Here is a 12,158-nt window from a genome sequence, read left to right on the forward strand (position 1 = left end):
CTAGAAATTATTTTGACATTGGTAATTGTCAGAATTTGGATGTTAGCACGCTTTGGGCAATGGGGGAATTCTTCTTCGTCGGAGTTATTTTAAGTCTGAAAAAAAGCATTGCGATAAATCTACAATGCTTTTTGGCCTTTTCTTAATTTTTTAAAGAAAGGCTGAATCACAGACCAGTTGGTTGAAACCCAGCAAATAAAGGAACCCGCCGTCACCATTGCTGTTCCTTGCCAAAAGCTCATCGATAATTGAGTTTGTAAAACAAACATCGCCAAAATAGACGAAATAATCGGGGTGAAATAAGAGGCCACCACAAGCACGGTAATGTTTCCATGGATGATGCCAATGTTCCAAGCAGCATAACCAAAACCCATGGCAGCAGATGCCACTAAAAGGGTGAGGAGAGCTGGAATATCCATTGAAGGAATAGCAAAGTGCCCCGATACAAGCAGCTTGAACCATAGTGTTAGCGCGACACCAACAAAGAAAATAGAAATTGGATTTTGCCCATTACTTAATTTTTTGGTGAGTACACAGTAAAAAGCCCAAATGATGGCGCCTGCAAATGCCAAAATATAGCTCAGTGGGTTGCTATGAAAATTATCGACAAGACTATTTAGACTAAAATCACTGTTTCCAGTTTGAATAAAAACAATGCCGAAAATTGAAAGCATTAAACCTAAAATAATAAGGAAATTAAACTTTAATTCCTTAAAAATAACGAAAGCTAAAACCGTTAAACTCGGCCACAAATAGTTAACAATACTAATTTCAATTGCTTGTCTTGCTGTCTGAGAATAAGCAATTGCAAATGAGAAGCACACTTCATAAGCCACGAACAGAATTGTGCCAAATATTAAGTATTTTTTAGAAATTTGCTTAAAATCTGGAACTTTGAAAATGGCAAGCAACAGTAGCGCACTTAAAGAATAAATAAAGGTAACACCTAGCTCAGGCCCAATGGCGGCACTGACTTGCTTCATCAGACCGACCAGAGATGCCCACATGAGAATGGCACTTAAACCAATCAATGTTGCTAGATTTTTTGACATAAAATTCAATAAATAACGGTTAAAAAAGGGTAAAAGATGAAGTTGTACTAATGAAAGGAATCAATTTTCAAGCTAAGGAATATAGGACAAATTATATAAAATATAAACAATTAAATTTATTGATTGGTTGAATCTGCTATGTTTATTTAGCATTCATATGAGTAAAGAAATTTCGAATAAAACAACATTCTTACGAGGAAAATATGGAAGTCATTAAAACGGTTGGTGTTGTTGGAGCAGGTGTAATAGGTGCAAGTTGGACGGCCTTATTTTTATATAAAGGATTTAAAGTTAATGTTTACGACCCTTATCCTATAGATGAAGCGGTCTTTAAAAAAAGAATATCTGCAAATTTAAATGATTTATTGGCTTTAGACCAAAACGCTGAACACAGTTATTCTCCGCAAGATGTACTGCTTCATCTGGAAATTTTTAATCATTTAAAAGATGCAGTTTCAGATGTAGATTTTATTCAAGAAAATGCCCCTGAACGTCTGGATGTAAAACAACAGCTATATCAAGACATCACAGCATATTGTCCTGAACATACTCTTATTGCTTCAAGTTCATCGGGCTTAAAAGTGTCTGATTTTCAAAAAGAGGCCAAACATCCTGAACGTATTTTATTAGGTCATCCTTTTAATCCACCTCATCTCTTACCTTTGGTCGAGATTGTCGGTGGTACTTTGACAGATCCTCAAATTTTAAAACAGGCTGCTGAGTTCTATAAACAACTGGGTAAGAACCCAATTGTTTTAAATAAAGAAGTAAAAGGGCATGTCGCAAACCGTTTGCAGGCTGCGCTATGGCGAGAAGCTTTTTCATTGGTTGAACAAGGCGTGTGCTCTGCCGAAGATGTCGATGTCGCGATTACCAGTGGACCGGGTTTAAGATGGGCGTTATTTGGCCCCTACATTAATATGCAGCTTGCCAACCAAAAGGGCTTTAAAGAGGCGATTCATCATTTAGGCCCACCTATGACAGAATGGTGGAACGATATGCATGCATTTCAACATTCAGACGAGACAACAGAGATATTGGAAGCAGAAACCAACCAGCTATTAGCACAATATAAAGATATCGATTTATATGAAACCAGAGATAAAGGTCTGGTCGATATATTAAAGCTCAGACATAAATTAGATTTGGATTAAGTAGACAATTTATAGTCCTGCTATCTAATTGTGTTGAGAATTAGCTTTCTTATACTTCTATGAAATGCACAACTTTTAGTGCAGCTTTTTATTTTGTGTTTTAAATCGCACTCAAATTGCCCAAGTTTAGTATTACTTTTAAAAAAAACCGTAATACTAATCTGGCATGTCCTTTGCATAGTCTTAAGTAATCAAAAGTGATCTAGGGTTCCGATACTTACAGTATGACTGGACCGAGAGTTCACGGTTCCTAGCGAACTACACGGAGGGATAAAAGCCCGGGAGGAAGTCTAAAACTATCCGACAGGAGTAGCTATGAACACTGCAAGTTATCATAACAATCAGGCGATTTGGACCGAACTTTTACCCGGAGGACACCACTGGTCGGGTCGAATTCAAAAAGGAACCATTCTTAGATTTACATCGCTTGGCGCTCAGGCAAATGTTTCTTTGTTTTGTGTAAATGCTGCCGATGTGCTTGAACGTTTTAACATGCCCGACAGTTTAAAAGGGCAACACACCGCCTATTTAAAAGCTTCCAATGTGCTGTACTCAGACCTAGGCCGTGTGATGGCTTCTATTGTTCATGATGACCATGGTTGGAACGATGCACTTTGTGGCCCAAGCCGACCTGAGCAAATTGAAAAGCAATTTGGTGCGCGCACATTTCAAGATGCCCGAAATGATATGTACCAAAATGGCTTAGACAGTTTACTCATTGAAATGTGTAAATACGGGCTTGCCAGCCAAGACCTGAGTGCCGCGGTTAATCTATTTTCTAAAGTTGTACCAGACGAAAACGGCGCTTTGTCTTATGTCAGTTCTGACAATACTGATCAAACCATTGAATTGCGTTTTGAAATGGACTGCCTGCTATTTTTATCTGCCGCACCGCACGGTTTAGATACCAGCCAAAGCTATCAACCTGCCGATATTCAACTCAGTTTATTTAAAGCCAATTCACTAACAGACAACGATATTTGTCGTGATGCGTGTTCGCAAAATCAGCGTGCGTTTCAAAACACAGCCCGCTACTACGCGCTTAGCAATATTTAAATCAGGAGAAGCATCATGACAGTTTTACAATCATTTGAAAAAGCAGTTTTAAATGAAGTTTGTCCTGCGGGTGAAGCGTGGATGTGCGAGGTTAAAAAGGGCCAATATTTTCGAATTATTGACCTTGAGGGAAACCAAGCGGTCGATACTTTGTTTATGAGTGCCGAAAATCCAACTGAGCGTTATAGCGCAATGGACACTTTGGCTATCAACCAACAAATCTATTTAGAAAAGGGCACCAAGCTCTATAGTAACTTTGGCCGCCCAATAGCCGTTATTCATGATGATAACTGTGGTCGCCATGACACCATTGGTGGTGCCTGTTCATGTGAAAGTAATACGGTTCGCTATGCACATGAAACGTACCCTATGCATAGTTGCCGTAACAACTTTATGTATGCCTTGGCAAAACATCCGATTGCAAAAAAGCATGGCTTAAATGTGCGTCACATCGGCCCAAACATTAACTTTTTTATGAATGTGCCTGTGACACCAGACGGTCAGCTTAAATTTGATGATGGAATTTCAGGTCCGGGTAAATATGTCGAAGTTCGGGCAGAAATGGATTTGATTGTTTTAATTTCCAATTGTCCACAGCTTAATAACCCATGTAATGCCTATAACCCAACCAAAATTCAACTGGTTGTCCGTGAAGCGGAAGGGGTGTAAGCATGTTTAAAAAAGTTCTGATTGCTAACCGCGGTGCTATTGCCTGTCGCGTCATTCGCACCCTTAAAAAACTCGGGATCGCTTCGGTTGCGGTTTATTCCGAAGCCGACCGTGATTCTTTACACGTAACTTTGGCCGATGAAGCTTTCCTAATTGGCCCTGCGCCTGCGCATCAAAGTTATTTAAATATTGAAAAAATCCTTGAAGTTGCAAAACAATCTGGTGCAGAAGCTATTCACCCCGGGTATGGTTTTTTATCTGAAAATGCTGAGTTTTGTGATTTATGTGAAAGCCAAGGTATTGCGTTTATTGGACCAACTTCAAGCCAAATGCTCGATTTTGGTTTAAAACATACTGCACGTGAACTCGCAATTCAAAGCAATGTGCCTTTACTTCCGGGCAGTTCACTACTTGCAGATGAAGCTGAGGCCTTGTTTGAGGCAGCCCGTATTGGCTATCCGGTCATGCTGAAAAGTACCGCGGGCGGTGGTGGTATTGGCATGCGTTTGGTCTGGAATGAAACCGAGTTAAAAGATGCTTATCAAACCGTATCTTATTTAGCTCAGGTCAATTTTAAAGATGCAGGTTTGTATTTAGAAAAATTTGTACAACATGCGCGTCACATCGAAGTGCAAATTTTTGGTGATGGGAAAGGGCAAGTTTTAGCCTTGGGTGAGCGTGATTGTTCGGTGCAACGCCGTAATCAAAAGGTGATTGAAGAAACACCTGCACCACACTTAAATGAACAGCAACGCGACTATCTTCAAAAAGTCGCGATTCAATTGATGCAATCGGTGAACTATCGCTCGGCAGGCACGGTTGAGTTTGTCATGGACACCGAAACCCAAGAATTTTATTTCTTAGAGGTCAACACGCGTTTGCAAGTCGAGCACGGCGTGACCGAGCAAGTATTTGGTGTCGACTTAGTCGAATGGATGGTTACTTTGGCAAGCGGTGATTGGTCAGCACCAACAGAAAAGTTAGAGCCAACAGGACATTCCATTCAGGTTCGTCTTTATGCCGAAGACCCAATTAAACAGTTCCAGCCGAGTGCAGGCCTGCTTACACACGTTAAATTTGACCCGCAAACCCGAGTCGAAACATGGGTTGAAACAGGTTCAACGGTGTCTTCTTTTTATGACCCAATGATTGCCAAAATCATTGTAACTGCTGCAACACGGGACCAAGCCATACAGGCAATGAGTGCTAGTCTTGCCAACACGCAAGTCGCAGGCATCGAAACTAATCTGGAATATTTGCAAAACATTATTGCTTGTGATGTTTTTGCTTTGGGTACTCAAACCACTCGATTTTTAAATACCTTTGAATGGAAAACTCAAAAAATTGAGGTGTTGCAGGCTGGCATTCAAACTGCCATTCAAGACGTAACAGGGCGATTAGGTTATTGGGATGTTGGTGTGCCGCCATCAGGTGCTATCGATCCACTCAGTTTAACGGTGGCAAACCAGCTTCTAGCCAATGAGCCAAATACGGCAGGGCTTGAATGCACCTTACAAGGGCCGACCTTAAAGTTTCACTGCGACAGCCAAATTGTCATTACAGGCGGTGATATGCCTTCAAAACTTGATGGCGAACTGGTGCCGATGTGGCAAACCATTAATGTGAAAAAAGGCCAAGTTTTAAAATGTGGGATTATCCGTTCAGGTTGCCGTAGCTATATTGGCGTGAAAGGTGGTTTCGATGTTCCTGACTATTTAGGGTCACAGGCGACTTTCACTTTAGGGCAGTTTGGTGGGCATGCAGGCCGTAATTTATTAATTGGTGATATGCTGCCAATTACTGAATATTCAGCTCAATCGACCACGGCTTTAGCTCAAGCACAAATTCCTAGCTTTACCCAAAACTGGGAAATTGCTGTGATGTATGGGCCACATGGCGCACCAGATTTTTTCACCAAACAAGATATTGATACCTTCTTTGCCAACGAGTTTGAAATTCACTATAACTCGAGCCGTACAGGTATTCGTTTAATTGGTCCAAAACCAGAGTGGGCACGTGAAGATGGTGGCGAGGCAGGCTTACATCCATCCAATATTCACGACAACGCTTATGCCATTGGCGCAATTGATTTTACTGGCGATATGCCAATTATTCTGGGGCCAGATGGTCCGAGCTTAGGCGGTTTTGTTTGTCCTGCCGTAGTGATTCATTCCGAGCTTTGGAAAATTGGGCAGCTTAAAGCAGGCGATAAAGTTAAATTTGTCCCTGTAAGTTATGCGCAGGCAAAAGTACTCGATCAAAAATATTATCAAAGCTTAACTGCGACAGATACAACTCATATTGATTTCAACCCAGCCATTCAAGCAGAACTCGACACTTTAAAAGATGCAGTTTTAGCTACTTTGGACGGTAAAGCTGACTTACCAAGCGTGACCTATCGACCAGCAGGAAATAGCTATTTGTTGGTGGAATATGGTGAGTTAGTACTCGATCTAAATTTACGCTTCCGTATTCATGCGCTAATGCAATGGGTCAAAGATCAAAACATTCAGGGTATTATCGATTTAACACCGGGTATCCGTTCACTACAAATTCATTTTGATTCAATCCAGCTCGATCAACGTGAACTTTTACAGAAACTTCAACAAGCAGAAGCCGAATTACCCGATATTCAAAATATGCAGGTGCCTTCACGGACTGTCTATTTGCCTTTAGCTTGGGAAGATTCACAAACTCAACTTGCCACCGAACGTTACACACAAATTGTCCGTCCAGATGCGCCGTGGTGCCCAGATAACGTCGAGTTTATCCGCCGTATTAATGGTCTAGCTTCCAAGCAAGCAGTTAAAGATGTGGTCTATAGCGCAAACTATTTGGTGATGGGTTTAGGCGATGTGTATTTAGGTGCGCCCGTTGCAACACCACTCGACCCACGCCAACGTCTAGTCACCACAAAATATAACCCTGCGCGAACTTGGACACCTGAAAATGCGGTCGGCATTGGCGGTGCGTATATGTGTGTGTACGGTATGGAAGGGCCGGGCGGCTATCAATTCGTTGGTCGTACCACTCAAATGTGGAGTCGTTATCGTAAAAATGCCGACTTCGAAGATGGCAAACCGTGGTTATTACGCTTTTTTGACCAAGTTAAGTTTTATGAAGTTTCTGAGGCTGAACTTCTGCAAATGCGTGAAGACTTTAAGGCAGGTCGTCTACAACTTCGTATTGAAGATGGTGTACTCAACTTAAAAGAATACAACGAGTTTTTAAAGACGCATCAAGACAGTATTCAAGCCTTTAAAGATACACAGCAAGCTAACTTTGAGGCTGAACGCCGCCGTTGGCACGAAGCAGGCCTGCAAGAATATATTTCTGAAAGCCTAGATGCGGTTGATGAAGGTCAAACCGTGGTTATTCCTGAAGGAGGCTGTACAGTCGAATCACACATGCCGGGGTCAATCTGGAAAATCGAATGTGCATCGGGTGATATTGTTGAAGAAGGTGCAACCCTTGCGGTAATTGAGGCAATGAAAATTGAAATTCCAATTATTGCGCCGGAACGTATGAAGGTAGAAACCATTACCATTGAAAAAGGGCAAACCGTAAAAACAGGACAAGTGCTATTTACCTTAGCACCTGTCGCTTAAACCAAAAGAGAGCATCAATATTGATGCTCTCTTTTTTTATTATGCTTCGGTCAAATGCTTTAATACTTTATGACCATGTTCAACAGCTTTTAACTTAATTTCAGACTCTGAATGACCTGATAAAGGCGAAACGTCATAAAGCAAGTAAGTGGCGCTTAACTGCATTTGTGTATATTGAATTGAATATTGAACCGCTTTTAAAAAACTATCCGCTAAGTTTTCTCGGTCGTTCACCATATCGGCTTCTTTTTGCCCGACTGTCATACTAATAATGACTTTTTTATCTTTTAATTTATCGCCTTGAGAGCCATAAGCAAACTGATAAGTAAAAACTTCATCAAACCATAACTTCAAAATTGCCGGCATATTAAACCAGAACATTGGATATTGCAGAATGATGGTGTCATGGCGTAGCAACGCTTCTTGTTCAGCACTGACATCAATTTTATAGTCTGGATAAAGCTGAAAAATATCTCGCACTTCAAGGTCAGGATAGGTTTTTATAAGTTCATTCACTATCGTTTTATTTGCAATTGATTGAGCGTAGTAGGGATGGGCCAAAATAAGTAAAGCCATGAGAGTGCCTTTAAACTATAAAAATCATAGTCACTATAATTTTTATAGTATGGGTGTACAATAACTATCAAAGTTGATAGGTGGCATGAAAAATGGCAAATACTGAAAATAAATGTGAAATCACCATGAATGGAAAAACCTATCCATGTCATATCAGTATGGCTATGGACTTGGTGGGTGGAAAATGGAAAGGTGTTATTTTGTATTATCTAAAAAATGGGCCAAAACGTTTTAATGAAATCAATCAATTAATGCCCACCATCACAGAAATGACTTTAAGCCTTCAACTCAAGCAATTAGAGCAAAGTGGCTTAATCTCTCGAACCGTTTATGGTGAAAAAGCACCGATTAAAGTGGTTTATGAAATGACCGAATTAGGCCAATCTTTTAAGCCTGTTTTAGAGTCTTTATCGTTATGGGCACATACGATGATTAATCAGTCATAAGATTAAAATTAAATATTAGCCCTATCCCTGTGCATGGGGCTTTTTTCTGCCCAAAAATCACTCACAAATTTCTGCCAAACCTATCAAAACCACACTTAAAAACTGGCACATTTTCTGCATCTCTTATTAGTAATACAAAAACTGAATTTAGTAATACCAAGCTAGAGGTGTGATATGAACGATGTAAAACCCGTGGTTCAACCAAAGCAAACTTTAAAAGCCTTTTTAGTCCAGTTGCTTAGCATACGTGCAGGCGTATATATCAAACAAAACAATCAGCCGCCTAAAACAAAAGGATAAGACTGTGCCGAAACAAAAGTTGGCTCGAATCAGTATTACCGTACCTGAAACGACACTTAATGCACTTGATCAAAAAATTGTCGAGCAGAATTATGAAAGTCGCTCGCAAGCCATTGTCGACATGATTAATAAACACCTGATTGCGGAGCAGGCACAGGCCAATGAAGTCATGGTTGGCACTTTGACGCTACTTTATGACGCTAGCCAAATGACCTTACGCAATCAATTAGTTGATTTACAACAACAGTTTTTAACACAGGTGATTAGTTCACTTCATATCCAGCTCGATCAGCAAAAGATATTGCAAGTCATGTTAATGCAGGGCGCGAGTTCTGAGCTTAGACAAATTAGCCAGCAATTTATTGTGCTGAAAGGGGTAATCAAAGGACATCTAGAACTGATGGATGCCGTCATGCCGCCTATACAGCAAAATGACTAAATGAGGAGTAGCGTGTTGAAAAATTTATGGACCATCCAAGACTGGAAAACTGCATATCAAAACGGGAAAATCCATCTTAAAGATCTGGTTGGCTATGTTGCAGAAATTAAAAATGATGATCATGCATGGATTGAAATTGCATCGAACGAGCAGATTCAATTGCAAATTAATGTTTTAAAAGATCAGCATATTGCCGACTTACCACTATACGGTGTGCCATTTGCAGTCAAAGACAACATTGATGTTGCTGGCTTTCACACCACTGCTGCCTGTAAAGAGGTTCAATATTTAGCGACACAAGATGCTGCCGTAGTTGCCAAGCTAAAAAAAGCCGGGGCAGTTGTAATTGGTAAAACTAATCTAGATCAGTTTGCGACTGGGCTGGTTGGCGTTCGCTCTCCATATGGCGCAGTAAAAAATAGTTTTAACCCTGAATATATCAGCGGTGGTTCAAGTTCTGGTTCATCAGTGGTGGTTGCCAACGGCATTGTGCCTTTTAGTTTGGGGACAGACACGGCGGGGTCAGGGCGTGTTCCTGCGGGCCATAACAATATTGTGGGTCTTAAGCCGACAAAGGGCTGGTTTTCTACTACAGGTTTAATTCCTGCATGTCGGACTATTGATGTCATTTCTATTTTTGCGCTGCATATTGATGATGCGTGGACCGTTGCCAGTTTAATGCAGGGCTATGATGAAATAGATGAATATTCACGAGCACATCCAGCCAATGTACCGACTCAATTTTCTAAACGAAAAATTGCTATTCCAGCTCAGCTTGAGTTTTATGGAGATATTGGATCTGAAAAAGCTTTTTTAGTTGCAGTCGAGCGGGTAAAAAAACTGGGCTATGAAGTTGAGAGTATTGATTTCAGTGCGTTTAATGAGCTTGCTGCTGCACTGTATAACGATGCTTGGGTAGCTGAAAGAACAGTTGCCGTTGAACGCATGACAACACGTGAAAAGGCTCATCCAGTCATTGCTCAAATTATTGCACAGGCAGATAAATTCAAGGCAACAGATGCACTTCAAGCCGAATATAACCGCGCCGTATTAGCTCGAAAAATTAATGTGGCTTTACAATCTTTTGATGCATTGATGGTTCCGACAGCACCAACCATTTACACTATTGCCGAAGTTGAAGCCGACCCGTTGACTAAAAATGCGCACATGGGGGCCTATACTAACTTTGTCAATTTTGCTGATCTTTCTGCTTTGGCTTTACCAAATGTACTCCGTGAAGACGGCCTACCAAGTGGGGTAACCTTTATTGCACCAGCTTGGCACGATCAGGCACTGGCCAATTTTGCTCAGCTCTGGCAAGCCGAAACATCACTGAGTTTAGGTAAATCAACTCAACATTATCAAAAAAGTCTAGAAATCCAATCGAATCATTCAGTGCAGCTTGCTGTGGTGGGAGCGCACTTAACAGGCATGCCACTTAATTTTCAGCTGACTAGTCGCAATGCCACTTTGGTTAAGAAAACTCAGACTGTAGAAACTTATAAACTATTTGCCTTAAAAAATACCACGCCACCAAAGCCGGGACTGCAATGTGATGCAGCAGGGACCTCAATTGAAGTGGAGGTGTGGGATGTTCCTTTAGCAAATTTTGGAGCCATTGTGGCTGAAGTACCTGCACCGCTTGGTATTGGGAACCTGAAATTAAAAGATGGAACATGGGTCAAAGGCTTTATTTGCGAAGCTTACGCCATTCAAGATGCAACCGATATTAGCCATTTTGGAGGCTGGCGAGCTTACGTACAGTCACTCAATCAAACCGCTCAAAGTGTTGTTAGTAAAAATGTTGGGGAAGTTTCTATATGATTAAAAAAGCGTTGTTATCCGTATCTATTTTATCGGCAGTTGTATTGGGTGGGTGTGACAATACCGCTAAAGTGCCTGAGGCTAAACAAGATGCTCAGGCATCAACAAATACAAAACCAATTACGATTGGCTATAGTGATTGGCCGGGCTGGGTGGCTTGGCAAGTGGCTATTGAAAAAGGCTGGTTAAAAGAAGCAGGCTTAAATGTAGAGTTTAAATGGTTTGATTATTCGGCTTCTCTGTCAGCCTTTTCCGCAAATCAGCTCGATGCTGTGTTGGTCACCAATGGCGATAACTTGGTAACTGCTTCGGGCGGTACACAAGGCATGATGATCATGGCAACGGATTATTCTGCGGGCAATGATGTCATTATTGCAAAAGAGGGTATTAATACCATTCAAGACTTAAAAGGAAAATCAATCGGTGTTGAAAAAGGCTTGGTTGATCATCTTTTGCTAGCAACTGCTTTGACCGATCATAACATTAAAGCAAATGAGGTGAAGCTGGTAAATTCGGCGACAAACCAATTACCTCAAGTGTTTAATAGCCCAGATATTTCTGCGATTGCTGTTTGGCAACCTGTTGCAGGTCAAGCATTAAAAGCAGTGGCAGGCTCTAAAATTATCTACACCTCTAAAGACAAGCCAGGTTTAATTTACGACACATTAACAGTCAACATGGGCCATTTAACAACTCATCAAGAGGAATGGAAAAAAGTCATTCAGGTGTGGGATAAAACAGTTAAATATATTAATGACCCTGCAACCCATGCCGATGCGGTTAAAATTATGGCAAATCGTTCAGGGGTTGACCCAAAACAATATGAGTTGATGGTTAGCGGTACGCATTTATTAGATATCAATGCCAATAAAAAAGTATTTGCTAAATCTCAAGGTTTTGACTCAATTTATGGCTCTAGCTATCACGTTAATAAATTTAACGTTGAAAACGGTATTTATAAAACCGAACAAAATGTAGATGGGCTGATTTATCCAACACTCATAGAACAGCTCAAATAAGCCTAGTAAATAAAA

At 40.9% G+C, this 12,158-nt stretch carries 11 protein-coding genes and 1 riboswitch; of the genes, 9 read left to right on the forward strand and 2 right to left on the reverse strand.

What is annotated here, in order from left to right:
* Positions 1-119: 119 nt before the first annotated feature.
* A complete protein-coding gene (gene yddG, locus MKX14_RS12430) occupies positions 120-1,052 on the reverse strand; it encodes an aromatic amino acid DMT transporter YddG (RefSeq protein ID WP_240282571.1) in 933 nt (310 codons plus the stop codon).
* Between the two features lie 203 nt (positions 1,053-1,255).
* On the opposite strand from yddG, the gene MKX14_RS12435 reads away from it, so the two are divergent.
* The 4 genes from MKX14_RS12435 to uca all read left to right on the forward strand — a co-directional run bounded on the left by MKX14_RS12435 (position 1,256) and on the right by uca (position 7,539).
* Positions 1,256-2,206: a 3-hydroxyacyl-CoA dehydrogenase NAD-binding domain-containing protein gene (locus tag MKX14_RS12435; RefSeq protein ID WP_240282572.1), complete on the forward strand. Its 951-nt coding sequence runs from the start codon at positions 1,256-1,258 to the stop codon at positions 2,204-2,206.
* Between the two features lie 191 nt (positions 2,207-2,397).
* Positions 2,398-2,493: riboswitch (guanidine-I (ykkC/yxkD leader) on the forward strand.
* 28 nt (positions 2,494-2,521) lie between these two features.
* Positions 2,522-3,262 carry an urea amidolyase associated protein UAAP1 gene (locus tag MKX14_RS12440; protein ID WP_240282573.1) on the forward strand — a complete coding sequence of 247 codons (741 nt, stop codon included), beginning with the start codon at positions 2,522-2,524 and terminating at the stop codon, positions 3,260-3,262.
* Positions 3,263-3,277: 15 nt separating this feature from the next.
* A complete protein-coding gene (locus MKX14_RS12445) occupies positions 3,278-3,931 on the forward strand; it encodes an urea amidolyase associated protein UAAP2 (protein WP_000217380.1) in 654 nt (217 codons plus the stop codon).
* A gap of 2 nt (positions 3,932-3,933) precedes the next feature.
* Positions 3,934-7,539 (forward strand): urea carboxylase, encoded by a 3,606-nt coding sequence (uca, locus tag MKX14_RS12450; RefSeq protein ID WP_240282574.1) that lies wholly within the window; start codon positions 3,934-3,936, stop codon positions 7,537-7,539.
* A gap of 39 nt (positions 7,540-7,578) precedes the next feature.
* Here uca and kefF read toward each other — a convergent pair whose 3' ends face one another.
* The gene (kefF, locus tag MKX14_RS12455; RefSeq protein ID WP_240282575.1) at positions 7,579-8,115 is read right to left on the reverse strand and encodes an NAD(P)H-dependent oxidoreductase; all 537 of its coding nucleotides are present in this window, start codon (positions 8,113-8,115) and stop codon (positions 7,579-7,581) included.
* 92 nt (positions 8,116-8,207) lie between these two features.
* Between kefF and MKX14_RS12460 the strand changes: the two genes are divergently transcribed.
* The 5 genes from MKX14_RS12460 (at position 8,208) to MKX14_RS12480 (ending at position 12,143) form a co-directional block, all read left to right on the forward strand.
* The gene (locus MKX14_RS12460; RefSeq protein ID WP_240282576.1) at positions 8,208-8,561 is read left to right on the forward strand and encodes a winged helix-turn-helix transcriptional regulator; all 354 of its coding nucleotides are present in this window, start codon (positions 8,208-8,210) and stop codon (positions 8,559-8,561) included.
* 174 nt (positions 8,562-8,735) lie between these two features.
* On the forward strand, positions 8,736-8,861 hold the full coding sequence (locus MKX14_RS12465; protein WP_240282577.1) for a hypothetical protein: 126 nt from the start codon (positions 8,736-8,738) through the stop codon (positions 8,859-8,861).
* A gap of 4 nt (positions 8,862-8,865) precedes the next feature.
* Positions 8,866-9,300: a CopG family ribbon-helix-helix protein gene (gene copG, locus MKX14_RS12470; protein ID WP_240282578.1), complete on the forward strand. Its 435-nt coding sequence runs from the start codon at positions 8,866-8,868 to the stop codon at positions 9,298-9,300.
* Between the two features lie 12 nt (positions 9,301-9,312).
* Entirely contained in the window at positions 9,313-11,124 is a 1,812-nt protein-coding gene (atzF, locus tag MKX14_RS12475) for an allophanate hydrolase (RefSeq protein ID WP_240282579.1), read from the forward strand.
* The gene (locus MKX14_RS12480; RefSeq protein WP_240282580.1) at positions 11,121-12,143 is read left to right on the forward strand and encodes an ABC transporter substrate-binding protein; all 1,023 of its coding nucleotides are present in this window, start codon (positions 11,121-11,123) and stop codon (positions 12,141-12,143) included. Before atzF ends, MKX14_RS12480 begins: the two co-directional genes overlap by 4 nt.
* Positions 12,144-12,158 lie beyond the last annotated feature (15 nt).

It is taken from the genome of Acinetobacter pittii (assembly GCF_022449185.1).
Classification (GTDB): Bacteria; Pseudomonadota; Gammaproteobacteria; order Pseudomonadales; family Moraxellaceae; genus Acinetobacter; species Acinetobacter pittii_I.

Coding starts and splice junctions, on each gene's coding strand:
- yddG (WP_240282571.1), bottom strand. CDS start 1,052: ATGTCAAAAAATCTAGCAACATTGATTGGTTTAAGTGCCATTCTCATG.
- MKX14_RS12435 (WP_240282572.1), top strand. CDS start 1,256: ATGGAAGTCATTAAAACGGTTGGTGTTGTTGGAGCAGGTGTAATAGGT.
- MKX14_RS12440 (WP_240282573.1), top strand. CDS start 2,522: ATGAACACTGCAAGTTATCATAACAATCAGGCGATTTGGACCGAACTT.
- MKX14_RS12445 (WP_000217380.1), top strand. CDS start 3,278: ATGACAGTTTTACAATCATTTGAAAAAGCAGTTTTAAATGAAGTTTGT.
- uca (WP_240282574.1), top strand. CDS start 3,934: ATGTTTAAAAAAGTTCTGATTGCTAACCGCGGTGCTATTGCCTGTCGC.
- kefF (WP_240282575.1), bottom strand. CDS start 8,115: ATGGCTTTACTTATTTTGGCCCATCCCTACTACGCTCAATCAATTGCA.
- MKX14_RS12460 (WP_240282576.1), top strand. CDS start 8,208: ATGGCAAATACTGAAAATAAATGTGAAATCACCATGAATGGAAAAACC.
- MKX14_RS12465 (WP_240282577.1), top strand. CDS start 8,736: ATGAACGATGTAAAACCCGTGGTTCAACCAAAGCAAACTTTAAAAGCC.
- MKX14_RS12480 (WP_240282580.1), top strand. CDS start 11,121: ATGATTAAAAAAGCGTTGTTATCCGTATCTATTTTATCGGCAGTTGTA.